Genomic DNA, 21302 nt, shown 5'->3' with positions numbered 1-21302 from the left:
GAAGTATCCGATCAGAAATAAAAATGCCAGTCAGCTTAACTGACTGGCATTAGACCCGAGGGTCTCCCTTTTTATTGACGCTTGAGCGTTAGAACAACACGCGGCAACGGATGGTGCCGTTGATGTGCTGCAGCTTCTCTTGCGCCAGGTCCGAGTATTCGGCGTCGACGTCGATCACGACGTAGCCGACTTTCTCGTTGGTCTGCAGGAACTGACCGGAAATGTTGATACCGTTTTCGGCGAAAACCTTGTTGATCTCGCTCATCACACCCGGGATGTTCTGGTGGATGTGCAGCAAACGGTGCTTGCCAGGGTGAGCCGGCAGGGCTACTTCCGGGAAGTTGACCGAGGACACCGACGTACCGTTGTCGCTGTACTTGACCAGCTTTTCCGCCACTTCCAGGCCGATGTTGGCTTGTGCTTCAGCGGTGGAGCCGCCGATGTGCGGGGTCAGGATCACGTTGTCCAGGCCACGCAGCGGGCTTTCGAACTCTTCGTCGTTGGAGCGTGGCTCCACCGGGAATACGTCGATGGCCGCGCCGATCAGGTGCTTGTCCTTGATCGCATCCGCCAGGGCGTCCAGCTCGACCACGGTGCCGCGAGCGGCGTTGATCAGGATCCCGCCTTTCTTGATGGCGCGGATTTCTTTCTCGCCGATCATCCACTGGGTGGCCGCGGTTTCCGGTACGTGCAGGGTGACGATGTCGGACATGCCCAGCAGCTCGTGCAGGTTGCCGACCTGAGTGGCGTTACCCAGAGGCAGCTTGGTCACGGTGTCGTAGAAGTAAACCTGCATGCCCAGGCCTTCGGCCAGGACCGACAGTTGAGTACCGATCGAGCCGTAACCGACGATACCGAGCTTTTTGCCACGGATTTCGAAGGAGTTGGCCGCGCTCTTGATCCAGCCGCCACGGTGGCAGGAAGCGTTCTTCTCAGGGATGCCGCGCAGCAACAGGATCGCTTCGGCCAGCACCAGCTCGGCCACCGAACGGGTGTTGGAGTACGGTGCGTTGAAGACAGCGATGCCGCGTTCGCGAGCAGCGTTGAGGTCGACCTGGTTGGTGCCGATGCAGAAACAGCCAACAGCTACCAGTTTCTTCGCGTGATCGAAGATTTCTTCGGTCAGTTGAGTGCGGGAGCGAATGCCGATGAAGTGCGCATCAGCGATCTTTTCCTTCAGTTGGGCTTCCGGCAGAGAACCTGTCAGGTACTCGATGCTGGTGTAGCCCGCCGCCTTGAGGACGTCGACAGCCGATTGGTGGACGCCTTCGAGAAGAAGGAACTTGATCTTGCTCTTATCGAGAGAAGTCTTGCTCATCTGCGTAAACCTGTGTCCCGGAGAAAAATGGCAGGGAAGTGGCCAGCAGATGCTGACCCGAGCGGCAGGAACGCCGTCGCCGCAGAACAGCCTTTGGGCACTATCCTGCGGGGGCGGTATGCTAGCATATGCACCCCGCAAACACTCATTCCTGCGACGTGAAGCGTGCTCAGGATGACCATGAATTGTTCGAGAGTTCTGTCGATGACCAATCCCGCCCTGATTGAAGAGCTGAAGACCCTGGTTGAGCCTGGCAAGGTGCTGACCGATGCCGACTCCCTGAATGCTTACGGTAAGGATTGGACCAAGCATTTCGCCCCGGCCCCGACGGCCATCGTGTTCCCCAAGACCACCGAGCAGGTCCAGGCCATTGTTCGTTGGGCGAATGAGCACAAGATTGCGCTGGTACCGTCCGGTGGGCGCACCGGGCTGTCGGCTGCTGCCGTGGCGGCCAATGGCGAAGTGGTGGTTTCGTTCGACTATATGAATCAGATCCTCGACGTGAACCTGACCGACCGTACTGCGGTCTGCCAGCCGGGCGTAGTCACTGAACAACTGCAAAACCGCGCCGAAGAGCACGGTTTGTACTACCCGGTGGACTTCGCTTCCGCCGGTTCCAGCCAGATTGGCGGCAATATCGGCACCAATGCCGGCGGGATCAAGGTTATTCGCTACGGCATGACCCGTAACTGGGTTGCCGGCATGAAAGTCGTGACCGGTAAGGGCGACCTGCTGGAACTGAACCGCGACCTGATCAAGAACGCCACCGGTTACGATCTCCGTCAGCTGTTCATCGGCGCCGAAGGCACTTTGGGTTTCGTGGTCGAAGCAACCATGCGCCTTGATCGCGCCCCGAAAAACCTCACCGCGATGGTCCTCGGCACCGCCGATTTCGACTCGATCATGCCGGTGCTGCACGCGTTTCAGAGCAAGCTCGACCTGACTGCGTTCGAATTCTTCTCCGACAAAGCATTGGCCAAAGTCCTCGCGCGCGGTGACGTGCCGGCACCGTTCGAATCCGATTGCCCGTTCTACGCGCTGCTGGAGTTCGAAGCGACCACTGAAGAAGTGGCCAACCATGCGCTGGAAACCTTCGAGCACTGCGTTGAAGAGGGCTGGGTGCTGGATGGCGTGATGAGCCAGAGCGAATCCCAGTTGCAAAACCTCTGGAAACTGCGCGAATACATCTCCGAGACCATTTCCCACTGGACGCCGTACAAGAACGACATTTCGGTCACTGTGTCGAAAGTCCCGGCATTCCTGAAGGAAATCGACGCAATCGTCGGCGAACACTACCCGGATTTCGAAATCGTCTGGTTCGGCCACATCGGCGACGGCAACCTGCACTTGAACATCCTCAAGCCAGAAAACCTCAGCAAGGACGAGTTCTTCGCCAAGTGCGCGACCGTCAACAAGTGGGTGTTCGAAACCGTCGAGAAGTACAACGGCTCGATCTCGGCCGAGCATGGCGTGGGCATGACCAAGCGTGATTACTTGACCTACAGCCGTTCGCCGGTTGAGATCGAGTACATGAAAGCGGTCAAGGCGGTGTTCGACCCGAACGGCATCATGAACCCGGGCAAAATCTTCGCTGTTTGAAGCCGCTGTCCCTGATGAATCTATAAGGCAGGAGTCGGTAATGAGCTATCAGCACCAGTATGTCGACGGTACACGTATTCATTTCCCGGTCGGGAAGGTGGTGTGCATCGGGCGTAACTACGCCGAACACGCCAAGGAACTGGATAACCCGGTGCCGACCGAGCCGCTGTTGTTCATCAAACCGGGCAGTTGCGTGGTAGCGCTGGAAGGTGGTTTTGCGATTCCGACCGAGCGTGGTTCGGTCCACTATGAAGCGGAAATTGCCGTGTTGATCGGCAAGCCGTTGTCGACCAAGCCAAGCCGTGAAGAAGTGCTGGACGCGATCTCCGGGTTTGCACCGGGGCTGGACCTGACCTTGCGCGACAAGCAGGCCGAGCTGAAATCCAAAGGCCTGCCATGGGAAATCGCCAAGTCGTTTGACGGCGCGTGCGTGCTGGCGCCGTTCGTGGTCAGCAGCACGTTCCCGGACCTGACCGACATCGGTATCCGCCTGACCATCAACGGTGAAGTTCGCCAGGACGGCAACAGCAGCTTGATGCTCAACCCGATCGTGCCAATGATCCAGCACATGGCGGGCTGTTTCTCGCTGCAAGCTGGTGACGTGATCATGACCGGCACTCCAGTTGGCGTCGGTCCGTTGAACGTTGGCGATGAACTGGTGCTGGAATTGCCGGGCGCCGGCAGCTTCAAGAGCAGTGTTCGCTAAACCGCAAAACCGAGTCCTGATCGTGCTCTTCGCTGCAGTCGTGGCGTTGGGCGCGGCTGGGCAACATTATCGTTTGTTCGAGCGCGGCTGGTTCAACCTGCAAGCCTGGTTGCACCCGGCAGACGGCCAGTCCATGGCACTCAATGATTACCAGGTGGTTGTCGAGGCGAAGGTCATTGACAGGCTGAGCGCTGACATTTCGGCGCTGACGTTTGATCCGGTGCGCCAAAGCCTGTTCACCGTGACCAATAAAAACTCCGAGCTGCTCGAGCTGTCCCTCGACGGACGAATCCTGCGCCGCGTGACGCTGATCGGGTTTGGCGACCCGGAAGCGGTGGAGTTCATCAGTGCTGATACCTATGTGATCGCCGATGAATATCAGCAGCGCCTGATCAAGATTCACCTGACGGATGAAACGGAGTTTCTCGATGCTGCGGATTCCGAGCAGATGACCCTTGGCGTGCACATGAGCAGCAATAAGGGCTTTGAAGGCCTGGCCTACGATTCGGTGGGCAAGCGGTTGTTCGTCGCCAAAGAGCGCGACCCGATGCTGATCTACGAAGTGCAGGGCTTTGCGCATTACAACCCGGAGAAATCCTACGCGGTGCACGTGGTCAACAATCCCAGGCGCGATGCCGGGCTGTTCGTGCGCGACCTGTCGAGCCTGCAATATGACAAGCGCAGCGGCCATTTACTGGCACTGTCGGATGAGTCGCATCTGGTGCTGGAACTGGATATCGACGGTCGGCCGTTAAGCACGATGTCGCTGAACAAAGGGCGTCAGGGCTTGCAAAAGACAGTGCCGCAAGCAGAAGGGATCGCCATGGGCGACAGCGGTACGATGTACCTGGTCAGCGAGCCCAACCTGTTTTATGTCTTCAAGAAGCCACAACCCTGAGCAATACAAAACTCCTGTGGGAGCGAGCCTGCTCGCGATATCGGTCGGTTATTCAACATCGATGTTGAATGTGCCGGCCTAATCGCGAGCAGGCTCGCTCCCACAGTTTTGATTGTGTATTGGGCTTATTCGGCGCGCAGGGTCTTCACGCCTTCGCTCGTGCCCAATAGCAGCACGTCTGCCGGACGGGCAGCGAACAGGCCGTTGGTGACCACGCCGACAATGGCGTTGATTTGGGTTTCGAGTTCGACCGGGTTGGTGATCTGCATGTTGTAGACGTCGAGGATGATGTTGCCGTTGTCGGTCAGCACACCTTCACGGTAAACCGGATCGCCGCCCAGCTTCACCAGCTTGCGGGCTACGTGGCTGCGGGCCATCGGGATTACTTCGACCGGTAGTGGGAAAGTGCCCAGGACCGGCACCAGTTTGCTGGCGTCGGCGATGCAGATGAATGTCTTGGCTACGGCTGCAACGATCTTTTCGCGGGTCAGGGCTGCGCCGCCGCCCTTGATCAGGTTCAGGTGCTCGTCGCTTTCATCGGCGCCGTCGACATAGAATTCCAGATCGCTGACGGTGTTGAGCTCATACACCGGAATCCCGTGGCCCTTGAGGCGCGCGGCGGTGGCTTCGGAGCTGGCAACCGCGCCGTCGAACGCGCCCTTGTGCAGGGCCAGTGCGTCGATGAAGCAGTTGGCAGTGGAGCCGGTGCCGACCCCGACGATGCTCTTGTCGTCGAGTTTTGGAAGGATGAAATCGACGGCGGCCTGAGCCACCGCCTGTTTGAGTTGATCCTGGGTCATGCGGGCTCCGAGGTGCCAAAGGGGAACGAAAGGCCCGCATTATAGCCCCATGCCTGGCTAAATCCTCTGGATTCGTGTGGTCGCACGGGCAAAAGCCGGGTTAGACTCCTCGGTCCTGCCCAACCCGCTCAGTGATGCTTTCCGATGCTCGAACAGTACGTCAAAAAGATCCTCACCTCGCGCGTTTATGACGTTGCCGTAGAAACCCCATTGCAGACTGCTCGCCAGCTCTCCGAGCGGTTGGGCAATACTATTTGGCTCAAGCGCGAAGACTTGCAGCCGGTATTCTCGTTCAAGATTCGCGGCGCTTATAACAAGCTGACCCAATTGAGCGATGAAGAGCGCGCCCGTGGCGTGGTCACGGCTTCCGCGGGTAACCACGCGCAGGGGCTGGCACTGGCCGCCAAGGTGTTGGGCGTGAAAGCGACCATCGTCATGCCCAAGACCACCCCCGAGATCAAGGTCGAAGGCGTGCGTTCGCGCGGCGGCAAAGTAGTGCTGCACGGGGATTCCTTCCCGGAAGCCCTGGCCTATTCGCTGAAACTGGTCGACGAAAAGGGCTACGTCTACATCCACCCTTACGATGATCCGCACACGATTGCCGGGCAGGGCACTGTGGCGATGGAGATTCTGCGCCAGCACCCGGGTCCGATTAATGCGATTTTCGTCCCAGTGGGCGGTGGCGGCCTGATCGCCGGGATCGCCGCGTACGTGAAGTACCTGCGGCCCGAGATCAAGATCATCGGCGTCGAGCCGGACGACTCCAACTGCCTGCAAGCGGCCATGGCGGCCGGTGAGCGCGTGGTACTGCCGACCGTTGGGCTCTTTGCCGATGGTGTGGCAGTGGCGCAGATCGGTCAGCACACCTTCGACATCTGCAAGGACTACGTCGATGAGGTGATCACCGTCAGCACGGACGAGATCTGCGCGGCAATCAAGGATATCTACGACGATACCCGCTCGATCACCGAGCCTGCCGGCGCCTTGGGCGTGGCCGGGATCAAGAAGTATGTCGAGCTCTACGGCGTAACCGGGCAGACCCTGGTGGCCATCGACTCCGGCGCCAACGTCAACTTTGACCGCCTGCGCCACGTCGCCGAGCGCGCCGAGCTGGGTGAGGGGCGTGAAGCGATCATCGCCGTGACCATCCCGGAGAAACCGGGCAGCTTCAAGGCGTTCTGCGAAGCCATCGGCAAACGCCAGATCACCGAATTCAACTACCGCTACAACACCGGCAGCGAAGCGCACATTTTTGTTGGGGTGCAGACGCACCCGGAAAACGATCCACGCAGTGCGCTGGTCGCCAGTCTGACCGAGCAGGGCTTCCCGGTGCTCGACCTGACCGACAACGAACTGGCCAAGTTGCACATTCGCCACATGGTGGGCGGTCGTGCGGCGCATGTCGTCGATGAAGTGGTGTTGCGCTTCGAGTTCCCGGAGCGTCCGGGAGCGTTGTTCAACTTCCTCAACAAGCTCGGCGGGCGCTGGAACATCTCGATGTTCCACTACCGTAACCACGGCGCAGCCGATGGTCGGGTGGTCGCCGGCCTGCAAGTGCCGCATGAAGAGCGTCATCTGGTGCCGGCGGCGCTGGCAGAAATCGGTTACCCGTATTGGGATGAGAGCGACAACCCGGCGTATAAGCTGTTCCTCGGCTGAGCGTCTACGCTGATGGCCAGTCCATAAGGAAATCGAACAATGGAAACGTTAACCGCCCTGAAAGTTGCGCATGTCCTGGCAACGGTTTTGTTGCTGGTTGGTGCGCTGGGCCTGGCGATCCGGGTCTGGCGCACTCGTCGCAACGGGGACCTGACGGCACACGCGCGCACGTTGCAGCGGCCGTGGGTGTTTGTCTGGCTGGTGATGGGCCTGGCGTTGCTGAGCATGCCGTTCACCGGATGGTGGATGGTGCACCTGGTGGGCTGGCCGCTGGGGCAGATGTGGATTCTGGCGTCCAGCCTGATCTACACCGTCGGTGCGCTGGCGGTGTTCTGGCTGCTGATGCGGCTTAACAAGCTGCGCACTGCGCCGGGTGGCAACGGGAAGTTTACGTTTGCCTTGGCGTTATTCAGTTTTGTCTGTTTTATCGCGATTGCCGGGTTGATGGGCGCCAAGCCGGTTTAAGGCTTTAGGACCGAGTCGTCCCCTTCGCGAGCAAGCCCGCTCCCACACTGGATCTGTGATTGACGCACATTCAATGTGGGAGCGAGCCTGCTCGCGATGGCGATTTCAATCGCGCAACGACATGATCGGCCAGCCGCGTTTCTGTGCCTCGGCGCGCAAATTCGGGTCCGGGTCCACGGCCACCGGGTTTGCCACTTCCTCCAGCAACGCCAGATCATTCATCGAATCACTATAGAAATAGCTGTCTTCGAGCGACATGCCGGTCTCTTCCAGCCAACGATTCAGGCGCGTCACCTTGCCTTCACGGAAGCACGGTACGTCGGTGCTGCGCCCGGTGTAGCGGCCGTCGACCATTTCGCATTCGGTGGCAATCAGGGTTTCGACGCCCAGACGCTGGGCAATCGGCCCTGTGACGAAGCGGTTGGTGGCGGTGATGATCACCAGTTTATCGCCGGCAGCGCGATGGCTGGCCAGCAACTCGAGTCCCTTCGACAGCACGATCGGTTCGATGCAGTCGCGCATGTAGTCGCGGTGCCATTCGTCCAGCAGGGTCATCTCGGTACGGCCGAGGATTTCCAGGCAAAAGTTCAGGTACGCGGCCTGGTCCAGCTTGCCGGCCAGGTAGTCCTGGTAGAACTCATCGTTGCGCATTTTGTAGGCGACGGCATCGAGGAACCCGCGTTCGCACAGGTAATCGCCCCACGCGTGATCGCTGTCGCCGCCCAAAAGTGTGTTGTCCAAGTCGAATAAAGCCAGACGCATTTGCAGTTACTCGCTGAAAAGTCTGTAAAAAGGCCTCCAGAATACGGTCTTTTCACAAGAGTGCACATAACGTAGGAAGCTTCGTTGCCGCCTTCACAACCTTTGTGGAACAATGCGACGACATGCGTTTGCGAGGTTGTTGCCGTGATCGACCCCGATGGTTTCCGCCCCAATGTCGGGATCATTCTCACGAATGATGCCGGCCAGGTGCTATGGGCTCGCCGTATCAATCAAGATGCCTGGCAGTTTCCTCAAGGTGGTATCAACCCTCAGGAGACACCGGAAGACGCCTTGTACCGCGAGTTGAACGAAGAAGTGGGGCTGGAGCGCGAAGATGTTGAAATTCTCGCCTGCACCCGGGGCTGGTTGCGCTATCGTTTGCCGCAACGCTTGGTCAGAACGCACAGCCAACCGCTATGCATCGGCCAGAAACAGAAGTGGTTTCTCCTGCGCCTGGTCTCCAACGAGCAGCGGGTGCGGATGGATTTGACCGGTAAACCGGAATTCGATGGCTGGCGCTGGGTCAGTTATTGGTATCCGTTGGGCCAGGTGGTGACATTCAAGCGCGAGGTTTATCGCCGCGCTCTCAAAGAGCTTGCCCCGCGCCTTTTAGCGCGCGACTGACGACGGAGTTCGACCCCGAGCCATGCTCAATACGCTGCGCAAGATCGTCCAGGAAGTTAACTCCGCCAAGGATCTCAAGGCGGCGTTGGGGATTATTGTGTTGCGCGTTAAAGAGGCCATGGGCAGCCAGGTCTGCTCGGTCTACCTGCTCGACCCTGAAACCAACCGCTTCGTGCTGATGGCCACCGAGGGCTTGAACAAGCGCTCGATCGGCAAGGTTAGCATGGCGCCCAACGAAGGTCTGGTTGGCCTGGTCGGCACGCGTGAAGAACCCCTCAACCTCGAAAACGCCGCGGATCACCCGCGCTATCGCTACTTCGCCGAAACCGGTGAAGAGCGTTATGCCTCGTTCCTCGGAGCCCCGATCATTCACCACCGCCGCGTTGTCGGCGTGTTGGTCATCCAGCAAAAAGAACGTCGCCAGTTCGACGAAGGTGAAGAAGCCTTCCTGGTGACCATGAGCGCCCAGCTCGCGGGCGTTATTGCCCACGCCGAGGCCACAGGATCCATCCGTGGTCTGGGGCGTCAGGGCAAGGGCATTCAGGAAGCAAAGTTTGTCGGCGTACCCGGCTCGCCCGGTGCGGCGGTCGGTACCGCGGTGGTCATGTTGCCGCCGGCCGATCTGGACGTGGTGCCTGACAAGACCATCGCTGACATCGAAGCAGAGCTGGGGTTGTTCAAGACCGCCATCGAAGGCGTACGCGCCGACATGCGTGCGCTGTCCGCCAAGCTTGCCACGCAATTGCGGCCGGAAGAGCGGGCGCTGTTCGACGTCTACCTGATGATGCTCGACGACGCTTCGCTGGGCAGCGAAGTGACCACCGTGATCAAGACCGGCCAATGGGCCCAGGGCGCACTGCGTCAGGTGGTCACCGATCACGTCAACCGTTTCGAATTGATGGACGACGCCTACCTGCGTGAGCGTGCCTCGGACGTCAAAGACCTTGGCCGACGCCTGCTGGCTTACTTGCAGGAAGAGCGTCAGCAGACGCTGGTCTATCCCGACAACACCATTCTGATCAGCGAAGAACTGACGCCAGCGATGCTCGGCGAGGTGCCGGAAGGCAAGCTGGTGGGGCTGGTGTCGGTACTCGGTTCCGGCAACTCCCACGTGGCGATCCTGGCGCGAGCCATGGGGATCCCGACGGTGATGGGTCTGGTCGATCTGCCGTATTCCAAGGTCGACGGCATCCAGATGATCGTCGACGGCTACCACGGCGAGGTCTACACCAACCCGAGTGACGTGCTGCGCAAGCAGTTCGCCGACGTGGTCGAAGAAGAGAAGCAGCTCGCGCTGGGGTTGGATGCACTGCGCGACTTGCCGTGCGTGACGGTCGACGGTCACCGCATGCCGCTGTGGGTCAACACTGGCCTGCTGGCGGATGTGGCACGGGCGCAGAAGCGCGGTGCCGAAGGCGTGGGTCTGTACCGCACCGAAGTGCCGTTCATGATCAATCAGCGCTTTCCGAGCGAAAAGGAGCAGCTGGCAATTTATCGCGAGCAACTCGCGGCCTTCCACCCACAACCGGTGACCATGCGCAGCCTGGACATCGGCGGCGACAAGTCACTGTCGTACTTCCCGATCAAGGAAGACAACCCGTTCCTCGGCTGGCGCGGGATTCGCGTGACCCTCGACCACCCGGAAATCTTCCTGGTACAGACCCGCGCCATGCTCAAGGCCAGCGAAGGCCTGAACAACCTGCGCATTTTGCTGCCGATGATCTCTGGCACGCATGAACTGGAAGAAGCCCTGCACCTGATTCACCGCGCCTGGGGTGAAGTGCGCGACGAAGGCACTGACGTGCCGATGCCGCCAGTTGGCGTGATGATCGAGATTCCGGCAGCGGTGTACCAGACCAAGGAACTGGCACGACAGGTGGACTTCCTGTCGGTCGGCTCCAACGACCTGACCCAGTACCTGCTGGCCGTGGATCGTAACAACCCGCGGGTAGCCGATCTTTACGACTACCTGCACCCGGCGGTGCTGCAAGCCCTGCAAAACGTGGTGCGCGATGCACACGCCGAAGGCAAGCCGGTGAGTATCTGCGGCGAGATGGCCGGTGACCCGGCAGCGGCGGTGCTGTTGATGGCGATGGGCTTCGACAGCCTGTCGATGAACGCCACCAACTTGCCGAAAGTGAAATGGATGTTGCGCCAGATCAACCTGAGCTGGGCCAGGGATCTGCTCGCCGAGCTGATGACCATCGACAACCCGCAAGTGATCCACAGCTCGCTGCAACTGGCGCTGAAGAACCTTGGGTTGGCGCGGATGATCAATCCGGCGGCGATCAAGCCCCTCTAAAACGCTGATGGCCTCATCGCGAGCAGGCTCGCTCCCACATTTGGTCTTCGGTGTTCACAAATAGTGTGTTCACAGCAGATCCAGCGTGGGAGCGAGCCTGCTCGCGATGGCGTCAGTGCCGACACTGCTTAGTCCCTGATCTCCACTTCCCCAAGATGCCCGCCATACGGCCCGAAACTTCGTTCAACCATATGCCGCGTCCCGTCCGCCTGCACAATCAACGCGGTACTCGCTCGCGTGCCATACGTGGGGCTGGCAATAAACACGCTCGACAACAAACTCTCGGTCGCCAGCCCGACCCCGGTATCCGGCAAGTCGGCGAACGGCGCCGTTTGCGGGTCGCCTAAAAGGGCCAGCAAGGCCTGCGGCTGCGGGTCGGCCAGTACTTCACTCAACGCCGCCTTGGCCTTGAGCACTTTCGGCCACGGCGTATCAAGCCCGGCATTCGACAATCCATAGATGCCTGATTGCAGTTTGCCTGGCCCAGGCGCGCGCGCGTTGTAATGCCACAGCTCATGACGATTGCCGATCAGCAGATTAAATCCGGCATATTCGGGTGATCTGCCGACAACATCGGCCAAGTACTGATCAATCGGCAAGTCGCCGGTGAGAAACCGTGCCACCAGCTCGCCTCGTGATTTACGCGCCGGCGGCTGATGCGGGTCGCGGATGTTGGTCAGTGCGGCAAAGCGCCCGTCGGCGCCAATGCCCAGCCAGGTGCCACCCGCTTCCAGGTCGCGCCCGGCGTACACCTCTGGCGTCTCGGGCCATTGCGCCAGCGGCAGGCTGGGGCGTGCATAAAACTCGTCGCGGTTAGCCGCAACGATCAGCGGCGTTGCGTGACCCGGCCGCCAGGCGAAGACGATCAAGCACATGGGGTTATCCCTCTTGGCTTTTTTTGCTCACTTTACGCATAGAGCTGGCGGGTATCCATCGCCATCCAGTGGAGCTTGAGGCCATGCATCCGTTACCATGCCGCACTTATTTCGGGGGGCAGTCATGGAATTTCCGCTCTATCTGCTGCTGGGTGCCTGTGCCGGCGTGCTGGCCGGGCTGTTTGGGGTGGGCGGCGGGATCATCATCGTCCCGGTACTGGTGTTCAGTTTCACCTTGCAGGGTTTTGATGTGTCGGTGCTGACTCACCTGGCCGTCGGCACGTCGTTGGCGACGATCATCTTCACATCGGTCAATGCGGTGCGCGAACATCATCTGAAAGGCGCGGTGCGCTGGCCGATTTTTGTCTGGATGACTGTCGGGATTCTGATCGGCGCGGGTTTTGGCGCGCTGACGGCCGAAGCCATCTCAGGACCGCATTTGCAGAAGATCATCGGCGTGTTCGCGTTGGTCATTGCCTTGCAGCTGGCGCTGGAGGTCAAGCCCAAGGCCAGCCAAACGGTGCCTGGCAAATTCGGCCTGACCCTGGCCGGCAGTGTGATCGGCTGGGCTTCGGCGATTTTCGGGGTCGGCGGAGGCTCGCTGACAGTGCCGTTTCTGACCTGGCGCAGTGTGCCGATGCAGCAAGCCGTGGCCACCTCTTCGGCCTGCGGTCTGCCGATTGCGCTCGTCAGTGCATTAAGTTTCATGATTTTGGGCTGGCACGATCCACGCCTGCCGGCTCATAGTCTCGGGTTCATTTATTTACCGGCGCTGTTGGGCATTGCCCTGACCAGCATGGTCTTTGCCCGCATCGGTGCGCGACTGGCCCACAAGCTGTCACCGCGGTTGCTGAAAAGACTGTTTGCCGCGTTGCTGTTTTGCGTGGGTTTGAGCTTTTTGCTTTGAGCTCTTTTTGCCGGGAACAGCGACACAATCCTGGCTTAATCCAGGCGTGGCACGGTCGCGCCAGGAATTTTACGTTTCAACTCTAACGAGGAGTCGCAATGCTGCCTTACCCGCAGATTGACCCGGTGGCCCTGGCCATCGGCCCGCTGAAAATCCACTGGTACGGCCTGATGTACCTGATCGGCATCGGCGGCGCCTGGATGCTGGCATCGCGTCGCTTGAATCGCTTCGACCCGACCTGGACCAAGGAGAAGCTCTCCGACATGATCTTCTGGATGTCGATGGGGGTGATTGTCGGTGGCCGATTGGGTTATGTGCTGTTTTACGATCTGAGTGCTTACCTGGCCAACCCGACACTGATTTTTGAAGTGTGGAAGGGCGGCATGTCGTTCCACGGCGGGTTCATCGGCGTGATGCTGGCGGCCCTGTGGTTCGGTAGAAAGAATGGCAAGTCGTTCTTCCAGCTGATGGACTTCGTCGCACCGATGGTGCCGATCGGCCTGGGTGCCGGGCGTATCGGTAACTTCATCAACGCCGAGTTGTGGGGCAAGCCGACCGACCTGCCGTGGGCAATGATCTTCCCGCCGTTCAGCGACCCGGCACAGCTACCACGTCATCCGTCGCAGCTGTATCAGTTCGCGCTGGAAGGTGTGGCGCTGTTCCTGATCCTCTGGTTGTTCTCGCGCAAGCCGCGGCCGACCATGGCCGTGTCCGGGATGTTCACGCTGTTCTACGGTATTTTCCGATTCATCGTCGAATTCGTCCGCGTGCCGGACGCGCAACTGGGCTATCTGGCCTGGAACTGGCTGACCATGGGCCAGGTTCTGTGCGTACCGATGATCCTTGCCGGTCTGTTCCTGATCTGGCTGGCTTATCACCGTGCTCCGGCGGCTCCGGTTGCCCCGACTGCTTAAGAGCCGTCGCGCTCTACATTCGAATCCCGGGGCTTTGGTCCCGGGTTCAAGGACACAGGTAACTCATGAAGCAATATCTCGATCTGGTCGCCCACGTCATCAAGAACGGCACCAAACAAGCCAACCGTACCGGTGTGAACACCATCAGCTTTCCCGGCGCGATGCTGCGTTATGACCTGAAAGAAGGTTTCCCGGCGATCACTACCCGCAAGATGGCGTTCAAATCGGCTATCGGCGAGATGGTCGGTTTCCTGCGGGGCGTGAACAACGCGGCTGAGTTCCGGGCATTGGGCTGCAAGGTCTGGGACCAGAATGCCAATGAAAACGCCCAGTGGCTGGCCAACCCGTTCCGTCAGGGCGAAGACGACCTGGGTGAGATCTACGGCGTGCAATGGCGCAAGTGGCCGGCGTATAAGCAGATTCCGGTCAGCAATCAGGCTGCCATCGAGCAGACCCTGAGCCAGGGTTATCGGCAGATCGCTGAAGGTGAAGACGACGGCCAGGCCTATGTGGTGTTGTACAAGGCGATCGACCAGATTCGCCAGTGCGTCGACACCATCATCAACGACCCGGGCAGCCGCCGTATCCTGTTCCACGGCTGGAACTGCGCCCAGCTCGATGAAATGGCCCTGCCGCCCTGCCATCTGCTGTATCAGTTCCACCCGAATGTCGAGACCAAAGAGATCTCCCTGACGCTCTACATCCGCTCCAACGACCTGGGCCTGGGCACACCGTTCAACCTCACCGAAGGTGCCGCGCTGCTGAGCCTGATCGGTCGCCTGACCGGTTACACGCCGCGCTGGTTCACCTATTTCATCGGTGACGCCCACGTCTACGAGAACCACCTGGACATGCTCAACGAACAGCTCAAGCGCGAGCCGTTCCCGATGCCAAAACTGGTGATTTCCGACCGCGTGCCGGAGTTCGCCAAGACCGGCGTGTACCAGCCGGAGTGGCTGGAACAGATCGAGCCGAGCGACTTCTCGCTGGAAGGTTACGAACACCACGCGCCAATGACCGCGCCAATGGCGGTCTAAAGACCTCCTGCACCGATCGTTCCCACGCTCCGCGTGGGAATGCCTCAACGGACGCTCCGCGTTCGGCTCTTGGGACGCAGAGCGTCCCGGGCTGCATTCCCACGCAGAGCGTGGGAACGATCATCGCCTCGATGTGGGAACGATCAAGCGCCAGCGCCGCGAATCTAAAAGCCTACATGTCAGAAAATTCATCTCCCGGGGAAAGGGCCGATAAATAGCGCCCTATAGGATGAGCTCCAGTCAGGCCAATACAGGGTCTGGCAGAACCCAACTACTGGAGAGTTCCCGATGAAATCCCTGAAAGCTTTTTTGGTCGTTTCCCTGATGTGCGCTTCTGTAGCTGCGATGGCTGAAGGCGGCGGCGACAAGGTTCAGGCCCGAATGGACGCGGCACGTGATGTGGCGATGGTTCACTATCAGCAGTCTGAACATGCGCAGGCTGTAGCAAGCAGTCAGAAAGCCCAGTCCGACACTGTCGAACGCTCGAATTGACGGTGGGTTTTAGCAAGTTGCTGATGCGCCGTGTGGCGGCAGAACTTGTGGCAAAACAGGTGTCAAACGCCTGAAGCCCGGATGGCGGGGTGCTCCGACTGTCCGGGCGACTGCAACCAGTATGATAGGGACCGCTGCGCGTGTTATCGCGGTGCGGGGTTTTCTGATGATCTGAATGGCGTCTATGTGTGGAAGAACTTAATCGCAGCCTGTTCCTGGCGATCAACGCCAGCGCGGATGCCTCGGCGCCCATGCGGTCTTTGGCGATGTTTCTGGCGCAGTGGCTAATCTACTGTGTGCCGCTTTTGCTGGCTGGGCTGTGGTTGCGAGGCACACGTCGGCAGCGGGCGGTAGCGCTCACTGCGACGCTGAGTATCGTCTTCGCGCTGGCCTGCAATCTGCTGATCAGCAGCCTTTGGTTCCACCCACGTCCCTTCATGTTGGGACTGGGGCAAAACTTCATGGAGCATGCCGCTGAGTCATCTTTTCCCAGCGACCACGCTACGGTGATGTTTGCGCTAGCCTTTGGGTTGATACTGGCCTCGCTGCGCAAGTTGGGCCTGCTGGTTTTGCTGCTGGGGGCGTTGGTTGGCTGGGCGCGTGTCTACCTGGGCGTGCACTTCCCATTCGATATTGCCGGGTCGTTCCTGGTTTCGCTGATCAGCGCCTGGCTGGTGAAGCAAGTGCTGGGCTGGAGACAACTGGGCGAGCTTCTGCTCGACGTTTTTGAGCGTCTGTACCAGCGAGTATTTCCGGCACTCGCTCGGCGCAATACTCACTTATAGGGTCCGGTCATCGCCTTCGATAAGGCCTTGGAGCACGACAGGATGAACACGTGAATCAGGTCCGATCGGAGTCTCTGCGTATTCCGCGAACCATTTGGGCCCTGGGCTTTGTCAGCCTGTTCATGGATGTTTCGTCCGAACTGGTGCACAGCCTGTTACCGGTGTTTCTGGTCACGACTCTGGGCGCGAGCGCGCTGACCGTCGGGGTGATCGAAGGCATCGCCGAGGCGACGGCGATGGTCGTCAAAGTCTTCTCGGGTGCGATCAGCGACTTTATCGGTCGACGCAAAGGCTTGCTGTTATTGGGATACGGTATGGCCGCGTTGTCCAAACCGCTGTTCCCGCTGGCTCACTCGGTGGAGGTGGTGTTCACCGCGCGCTTTCTCGATCGCATCGGCAAAGGCATTCGCGGCGCGCCGCGCGATGCCTTGGTGGCGGATGTCGCTCCGCTGGAAATTCGCGGTGCGTGTTTCGGTTTGCGCCAGTCGATGGACACTGTTGGCGCCTTTGTCGGCCCTGCGCTGGCCATTGTGCTGATGCTCTGGCTCGCCGATATCCAGCTTGTACTCTGGTTTGCCGTGATCCCGGCGGTCATCGCGGTGGGGCTGATTGTCGCCGGTGTAAAAGAGCCTGAGCACGCTGTTGGCAAGCACACCTTTCGATCGCCCATTCATTGGCGAGTCCTTCACGACTTCTCGTCCGGGTACTGGTGGGTGGTCATTGTGGGTGGGGTGTTTACGCTGGCGCGTTTCAGCGAAGCGTTTCTGGTGTTGCGGGCGCAGCAGACCGGTTTGTCAGCCACGTGGGTGCCGCTGGTGATGGTGGTCATGTCGGTGTTTTATGCGCTGTCCGCGTACCCGGCCGGTTGGCTGTCCGATCGCATCAGTCGCACGACATTGCTGTGCCTCGGGATGGGGCTGCTGGTGCTGGCGGACCTGGTGCTCGCGCAAAGCCATTCGATCCTGACGATGATGTTGGGCGTAGCCCTGTGGGGGCTGCACATGGGATTCAGCCAAGGCATCCTCGCGACACTGGTGGCTGATACGGCCCCCGACGAACTGAAGGGAACGGCGTTCGGTATTTTCAATCTGCTCAGCGGCGTTTGCCTGCTGATAGCCAGTGTTCTCGCCGGCTGGCTGTGGCAAACCGTCGGCGCACAAAGCACGTTCATCACCGGCGCGGTGCTGGCCGCGTTAGCCATGCTGTTGCTGCTGATACGCCGGGCAGCCTAATGCCCGTGGCTTCGGCCGACATGGGAATGCTCGGCTTCGCTCGCCGCCACGCCGCCGCTGACTTCCAGCTGCTGCAAAATCCCGCACTGTTCGATATCCGGCCGTTCGCTGCAGCTTTGGCGCAGTTCCAGCAGCTGTGTCTGCAAGGCCAGCAAGCCGTCGATCCGTGCCTTGACGTGGTGGATGTGCTCGTCGATCAGCGCGTTGACGCTTTCACATTGATCCTGCGGGCTGTCGCGCAGGCTGAGCAGACTGCGGATTTCTTCGAGGGTCATGTCGAGGGTGCGGCAGTTACGGATGAAGGTCAGGCGCTCGGTGTGGGCCTGAGTGTACAAACGGTAATTACCTTCACTGCGGGCCGGTTCCGGCAACAGACCTTCGCGTTCGTAATAACGGATGGTTTCGACCTGGCAGTCGGTCAGTTTCGCCAGTTCGCCGATCTTCATTGCGTCAGTCTCCAAAAGGTTGCTTGACCCTATAGTGGCTACAGGGTGTTCACTTGGCAACAGGCACCTTTTCGGACGCGAGCTTATGAGCGATTCCCAGCACACCCACAAACCCCACGCTGATCACGATCACGATCACGATCACGATCACGATCACGATCACGATCACAGCCACGGGCAAAAACTTCAGCCGGTTCAGAAACACGATCACGCAAGTGGTGGCGGCTCTTGCTGTTCCAGCGCCGCAGCGCCTTCATTGATCAAACTCAGTGAAACGCCGACCGACGGCGCGCGCCTTAGCCGTTTTCGCATCGACGCCATGGACTGTCCGACCGAGCAGACGCTGATCCAGAACAAACTCGGCAAGCTTGCGGGTGTGCAGCAACTGGAATTCAACCTGATCAACCGTGTACTCGGCGTGACTCACGACCTGCCGAGCACCGCGCCGATCATCGAGGCGATCAAGTCCATCGGCATGCTGGCCGAGTCGATCGAGGAGGGCGCCAAGGCGAATGACAGCCGTCCGGTTCCAGTGAAAAAGCCCTGGTGGCCGTTGGCAGTATCGGGTATCGGTGCATTGGCGGCCGAGGTGATTCACTTCACCAGCGCCGCGCCGACCTGGGTGGTGGCGATCGTTGCGCTGATCTCGATTCTCAGCGGCGGTTTGGGCACCTACAAAAAGGGCTGGATCGCCCTGAAGAACCTCAACCTGAACATCAATGCGCTGATGAGCATCGCGGTGACCGGTGCGGTGTTGATCGGCCAGTGGCCGGAAGCGGCGATGGTGATGTTCCTGTTCACCGTGGCCGAGTTGATCGAAGCCAAATCCCTGGACCGCGCGCGCAATGCAATCAGCGGGCTGATGCAGATGACCCCGGAAAAGGTCACCGTGCAGCAGGATGATGGCAGCTGGATTGAACGTGAAGCTAAAAGTATCGATCTCGGTGCGCGGGTGCGGGTTCGTCCCGGCGAGCGGATTGGCCTGGACGGCGAAGTGCTGTCCGGCAGCTCGACCATCGATCAGGCGCCGATTACCGGTGAAAGCCTGCCAGTGGAGAAAACCGTCGGCGACAAAGTCTTCGCCGGGACCATCAACCAGACCGGCTCTCTGGAGTTCAAAGTGACCGCCGCAGCCAACAACTCGACTTTGGCGCGGATCATTCATGCCGTGGAAGCCGCCCAAGGCGCGCGGGCGCCGACCCAGCGGTTCGTCGACCGCTTCTCGAAAATCTACACACCGGTGGTGTTTATCTTTGCCTTGGCCGTGGCGCTCATTGCACCATTGTTCATGGGCGCGGCCTGGTTCGACTGGATCTACCGCGCTCTGGTGCTGCTGGTGGTTGCGTGCCCCTGCGCACTGGTGATTTCCACCCCGGTGACCATCGTCAGCGGTCTGGCAGCGGCGGCGCGCAAAGGTATCCTGATCAAGGGCGGCGTGTACCTGGAGGGTGGTCACGAACTGGATTACCTGGCGCTGGACAAGACCGGCACGATCACTCATGGCAAACCGGTGCAGACCGATTATCTGTCCCTGGACCCGACAGTCGAAAACACCGCGCAGATTCTGGCCGCCAGCCTCGCCGGACGTTCCGATCACCCGGTATCGCTGGCTATCGCCAATGCGGCTGTGGATAAACAGCTGACGTTGCTCGCTGTGGATAACTTCGAAGCACTGACCGGTCGCGGTGTGCGCGGTGAGATTGATGGTCAGGTTTACCACTTGGGCAATCACCGCCTGGTGGAAGAGCTGGGCCTGTGCTCACCCGCGCTGGAAGAAAAACTGTTTGCCCTTGAAGAGCAGGGCAAGACCGTGGTGCTGTTGCTCGATACCTCGGGTCCGTTGGCGCTGTTCGCGGTGGCCGATACGGTCAAGGCCTCCAGCCGCGAAGCGATCCGGCAGTTGCATGAACTGGGCATCAAGACCTTGATGCTGACCGGCGACAACCCGCACACCGCTCGGGCGATTGCCGCCCAGGTGGGTATCGATCAGGCGCAAGGCGACCTGCTGCCGACCGACAAGCTCAAGGCTATCGAAGGTTTGTACGCCCAAGGGCACCGAGTCGGAATGGTCGGCGACGGCATCAATGACGCGCCGGCGCTGGCCCGTGCGCAGATCGGTTTTGCCATGGCTGCCGCTGGCACCGATACCGCGATTGAAACCGCCGATGTCGCCCTGATGGACGATGATCTGCGCAAGATTCCGGCGTTTATCCGGCTGTCGCGACAGACCTCTAATATCCTCACGCAAAATATCGCCCTGGCATTGGTCATCAAGGCGATCTTTCTTGGGGTAACCTTCGTGGGTCTCGCCACCATGTGGATGGCGGTCTTTGCCGACATGGGCGTGGCCCTGCTGGTGGTGTTCAACGGTCTGCGCCTGTTGCGCAAATAATCGATGCGAGGGTGATGTGCTGAGTGCCGAGCTGAAGGCTTTTTACATGGTCGCGCGGTTGGGCAGCATTACCCTCGCGGCGAAAAAGCTCGGCCTGAGCCAACCCACGGTGACCACCCAGATTCGTCATCTGGAAAGCCAGTACGCGGTTGAACTGTTCTATCGCGGTGGTCGTCGGTTGACGGTCAGCGAGGATGGCGCGCGGTTGCTGCCGATGGTCAAAACGCTGATGCAGCAGGAAGCCGACATCGAGTTTTTCCTGCGTAACAGCGGCCAGGTTCAAGGCGCGTTGCGCATTGCCGCCACTGCGCCGTATTACATCCTCGACCTGGTGAAAACCTTTCGTGAGCGCCTGCCGCAGGTGGAGGTGTCGGTAGAAATCGGCAACTCCCAGCAGGTGCTCGAATCCCTTGAGGAATACCGGGTCGATATCGCCGCGTCATCGCAATTGCTTGAGGACTCACGGTTGATCCGCCGCGTGCTGGGCAGCGATCCGCTGGTGCTGGCGGTGCACCGCAACCATCCGCTGGCGGTGCATGATCATGTGCCGCTGAACGCTTTGGTCGGACACACGCTGTTGATGCGTGAAACCGGCTCGACCACCCGTCGCTTGACTGAAGAGTTGCTGGCGAGCGCCGGAGTGAGTTTCGGCCCGTTGCTGAAGATTGGCAGCCGTGAGTCGATCCGTGAAGCGGTGCTGCGCAACATCGGCATCAGCATCATCGCTCGCCAGGAAGTACCCCATGATCCGCAACTGCGGGTGCTGACCCTCGAAAACGCCCCGCAGATCCCCGAATACCTGTACTGCCTCAAAGAACGCAAAGGCGCACGCCTGCCGGCGGCGTTTCTTGGCCTGGCGCAGGAAATGGCCCCCGCTTAAGACTTGCGTCGAATGTGCGGACGTCATCGCGAGCAGGATCGCTCCCACAGTGACCGCGTCTCCCCTGTGGGAGCGAGCCTGCTCGCGATGACGTCGGTTCAGACAACTTATGACTTGAACCCAAATCCCCGAATACCACTATCGGCCGTTTTTGCCTCGCTGCCACATGACGGACGCATTACAAACCTAGGATGGCCTTCATCTGCTTG

Annotated in this window: 21 protein-coding genes; 15 read left to right on the top strand and 6 right to left on the bottom strand. The window is 59.9% G+C overall.

The features are described from left to right. Positions 1–88 precede the first annotated feature (88 nt). A complete protein-coding gene (gene serA / locus BK658_RS05420; protein ID WP_123581389.1) occupies positions 89–1318 on the bottom strand; it encodes a phosphoglycerate dehydrogenase in 1230 nt (409 codons plus the stop codon). A gap of 204 nt (positions 1319–1522) precedes the next feature. Here serA and BK658_RS05410 point away from each other — a divergent pair, with 204 nt between their 5' ends. The 3 genes from BK658_RS05410 to BK658_RS05400 are packed head-to-tail and all read left to right on the top strand — an operon-like array spanning position 1523 to position 4521. Further along, positions 1523–2917, top strand: coding sequence for an FAD-binding oxidoreductase (locus tag BK658_RS05410; protein WP_123581388.1), 1395 nt, complete (start codon positions 1523–1525; stop codon positions 2915–2917). 40 nt (positions 2918–2957) lie between these two features. Next, positions 2958–3623 carry a fumarylacetoacetate hydrolase family protein gene (locus BK658_RS05405; RefSeq protein ID WP_123581387.1) on the top strand — a complete coding sequence of 222 codons (666 nt, stop codon included), beginning with the start codon at positions 2958–2960 and terminating at the stop codon, positions 3621–3623. Further along, complete coding sequence (locus BK658_RS05400) at positions 3613–4521, top strand: SdiA-regulated domain-containing protein (RefSeq protein ID WP_404943163.1); 909 nt, start codon at positions 3613–3615, stop codon at positions 4519–4521. Before BK658_RS05405 ends, BK658_RS05400 begins: the two co-directional genes overlap by 11 nt. A 125-nt stretch (positions 4522–4646) precedes the next feature. Here the strand turns inward: BK658_RS05400 and rpiA are convergent, their stop codons facing one another. Continuing rightward, on the bottom strand, positions 4647–5321 hold the full coding sequence (gene rpiA, locus BK658_RS05395) for a ribose-5-phosphate isomerase RpiA (RefSeq protein WP_123581385.1): 675 nt from the start codon (positions 5319–5321) through the stop codon (positions 4647–4649). A 144-nt stretch (positions 5322–5465) separates the two neighbouring features. Here rpiA and ilvA point away from each other — a divergent pair, with 144 nt between their 5' ends. After that, positions 5466–6980, top strand: coding sequence for a threonine ammonia-lyase, biosynthetic (gene ilvA, locus BK658_RS05390; RefSeq protein WP_123581384.1), 1515 nt, complete (start codon positions 5466–5468; stop codon positions 6978–6980). A 39-nt stretch (positions 6981–7019) separates the two neighbouring features. Beyond that, on the top strand, positions 7020–7445 hold the full coding sequence (locus BK658_RS05385) for a DUF2269 family protein (RefSeq protein ID WP_123581383.1): 426 nt from the start codon (positions 7020–7022) through the stop codon (positions 7443–7445). A 105-nt stretch (positions 7446–7550) separates the two neighbouring features. Here BK658_RS05385 and BK658_RS05380 read toward each other — a convergent pair whose 3' ends face one another. After that, positions 7551–8207, bottom strand: coding sequence for a histidinol-phosphatase (locus BK658_RS05380; RefSeq protein WP_123581382.1), 657 nt, complete (start codon positions 8205–8207; stop codon positions 7551–7553). 144 nt (positions 8208–8351) lie between these two features. Between BK658_RS05380 and BK658_RS05375 the strand changes: the two genes are divergently transcribed. After that, complete coding sequence (locus tag BK658_RS05375) at positions 8352–8831, top strand: RNA pyrophosphohydrolase (protein ID WP_008064982.1); 480 nt, start codon at positions 8352–8354, stop codon at positions 8829–8831. A 22-nt stretch (positions 8832–8853) separates the two neighbouring features. Further along, complete coding sequence (gene ptsP / locus BK658_RS05370; RefSeq protein ID WP_123581381.1) at positions 8854–11133, top strand: phosphoenolpyruvate--protein phosphotransferase; 2280 nt, start codon at positions 8854–8856, stop codon at positions 11131–11133. Between the two features lie 128 nt (positions 11134–11261). Here ptsP and BK658_RS05365 read toward each other — a convergent pair whose 3' ends face one another. Further along, positions 11262–12008, bottom strand: coding sequence for an NRDE family protein (locus BK658_RS05365; protein ID WP_123581380.1), 747 nt, complete (start codon positions 12006–12008; stop codon positions 11262–11264). A gap of 124 nt (positions 12009–12132) precedes the next feature. Here BK658_RS05365 and BK658_RS05360 point away from each other — a divergent pair, with 124 nt between their 5' ends. The 6 genes from BK658_RS05360 to BK658_RS05335 all read left to right on the top strand — a co-directional run bounded on the left by BK658_RS05360 (position 12133) and on the right by BK658_RS05335 (position 17375). Beyond that, complete coding sequence (locus BK658_RS05360; RefSeq protein WP_123581379.1) at positions 12133–12915, top strand: sulfite exporter TauE/SafE family protein; 783 nt, start codon at positions 12133–12135, stop codon at positions 12913–12915. A 98-nt stretch (positions 12916–13013) separates the two neighbouring features. After that, positions 13014–13829 carry a prolipoprotein diacylglyceryl transferase gene (gene lgt, locus BK658_RS05355; RefSeq protein WP_123581378.1) on the top strand — a complete coding sequence of 272 codons (816 nt, stop codon included), beginning with the start codon at positions 13014–13016 and terminating at the stop codon, positions 13827–13829. 65 nt (positions 13830–13894) lie between these two features. After that, on the top strand, positions 13895–14866 hold the full coding sequence (locus BK658_RS05350) for a thymidylate synthase (RefSeq protein WP_123581377.1): 972 nt from the start codon (positions 13895–13897) through the stop codon (positions 14864–14866). A gap of 288 nt (positions 14867–15154) precedes the next feature. After that, positions 15155–15358: a co-regulatory protein PtrA N-terminal domain-containing protein gene (locus BK658_RS05345; RefSeq protein WP_019694124.1), complete on the top strand. Its 204-nt coding sequence runs from the start codon at positions 15155–15157 to the stop codon at positions 15356–15358. 188 nt (positions 15359–15546) lie between these two features. Beyond that, entirely contained in the window at positions 15547–16143 is a 597-nt protein-coding gene (locus BK658_RS05340; RefSeq protein ID WP_123581376.1) for an undecaprenyl-diphosphatase, read from the top strand. A gap of 50 nt (positions 16144–16193) precedes the next feature. Further along, complete coding sequence (locus BK658_RS05335) at positions 16194–17375, top strand: MFS transporter (RefSeq protein ID WP_123581375.1); 1182 nt, start codon at positions 16194–16196, stop codon at positions 17373–17375. Here the strand turns inward: BK658_RS05335 and cadR are convergent. Together cadR and BK658_RS30270 are read right to left on the bottom strand one after the other, a co-directional pair. Next, complete coding sequence (gene cadR, locus BK658_RS05330; RefSeq protein ID WP_019694121.1) at positions 17372–17821, bottom strand: Cd(II)/Pb(II)-responsive transcriptional regulator; 450 nt, start codon at positions 17819–17821, stop codon at positions 17372–17374. The two genes, BK658_RS05335 and cadR, sit on opposite strands and share 4 nt — an antisense overlap. Positions 17822–17870: 49 nt before the next feature. Next, positions 17871–18032, bottom strand: a complete 162-nt coding sequence (locus tag BK658_RS30270; protein WP_259740049.1) for a hypothetical protein — start codon at positions 18030–18032, stop codon at positions 17871–17873. Between the two features lie 45 nt (positions 18033–18077). Between BK658_RS30270 and BK658_RS05325 the strand changes: the two genes are divergently transcribed. Together BK658_RS05325 and BK658_RS05320 are read left to right on the top strand one after the other, a co-directional pair. Then, positions 18078–20213 (top strand): heavy metal translocating P-type ATPase, encoded by a 2136-nt coding sequence (locus tag BK658_RS05325; protein ID WP_259740048.1) that lies wholly within the window; start codon positions 18078–18080, stop codon positions 20211–20213. 16 nt (positions 20214–20229) lie between these two features. Then, positions 20230–21093 carry a LysR family transcriptional regulator gene (locus BK658_RS05320; protein WP_123581373.1) on the top strand — a complete coding sequence of 288 codons (864 nt, stop codon included), beginning with the start codon at positions 20230–20232 and terminating at the stop codon, positions 21091–21093. Positions 21094–21302: the final 209 nt, after the last annotated feature.

The sequence above is a fragment of the Pseudomonas brassicacearum genome, assembly GCF_003732175.1.
In the GTDB taxonomy this organism is placed as follows: Bacteria; Pseudomonadota; Gammaproteobacteria; order Pseudomonadales; family Pseudomonadaceae; genus Aquipseudomonas; species Aquipseudomonas brassicacearum_G.
The sequence above is the reverse complement of the archived record's forward strand: the minus strand, read 5'-3'. Positions and strand labels throughout refer to the sequence as shown.

Bases quoted from the DNA above. Each gene is read 5' to 3' on its own strand.
- BK658_RS05380 (WP_123581382.1), bottom strand. From the start codon at position 8,207: ATGCGTCTGGCTTTATTCGACTTGGACAACACACTTTTGGGCGGCGAC.
- BK658_RS05350 (WP_123581377.1), top strand. From the start codon at position 13,895: ATGAAGCAATATCTCGATCTGGTCGCCCACGTCATCAAGAACGGCACC.
- lgt (WP_123581378.1), top strand. From the start codon at position 13,014: ATGCTGCCTTACCCGCAGATTGACCCGGTGGCCCTGGCCATCGGCCCG.
- BK658_RS05345 (WP_019694124.1), top strand. From the start codon at position 15,155: ATGAAATCCCTGAAAGCTTTTTTGGTCGTTTCCCTGATGTGCGCTTCT.
- serA (WP_123581389.1), bottom strand. From the start codon at position 1,318: ATGAGCAAGACTTCTCTCGATAAGAGCAAGATCAAGTTCCTTCTTCTC.
- BK658_RS05410 (WP_123581388.1), top strand. From the start codon at position 1,523: ATGACCAATCCCGCCCTGATTGAAGAGCTGAAGACCCTGGTTGAGCCT.
- BK658_RS05365 (WP_123581380.1), bottom strand. From the start codon at position 12,008: ATGTGCTTGATCGTCTTCGCCTGGCGGCCGGGTCACGCAACGCCGCTG.
- BK658_RS05360 (WP_123581379.1), top strand. From the start codon at position 12,133: ATGGAATTTCCGCTCTATCTGCTGCTGGGTGCCTGTGCCGGCGTGCTG.
- ilvA (WP_123581384.1), top strand. From the start codon at position 5,466: ATGCTCGAACAGTACGTCAAAAAGATCCTCACCTCGCGCGTTTATGAC.
- BK658_RS05405 (WP_123581387.1), top strand. From the start codon at position 2,958: ATGAGCTATCAGCACCAGTATGTCGACGGTACACGTATTCATTTCCCG.
- cadR (WP_019694121.1), bottom strand. From the start codon at position 17,821: ATGAAGATCGGCGAACTGGCGAAACTGACCGACTGCCAGGTCGAAACC.
- ptsP (WP_123581381.1), top strand. From the start codon at position 8,854: ATGCTCAATACGCTGCGCAAGATCGTCCAGGAAGTTAACTCCGCCAAG.
- BK658_RS05385 (WP_123581383.1), top strand. From the start codon at position 7,020: ATGGAAACGTTAACCGCCCTGAAAGTTGCGCATGTCCTGGCAACGGTT.
- rpiA (WP_123581385.1), bottom strand. From the start codon at position 5,321: ATGACCCAGGATCAACTCAAACAGGCGGTGGCTCAGGCCGCCGTCGAT.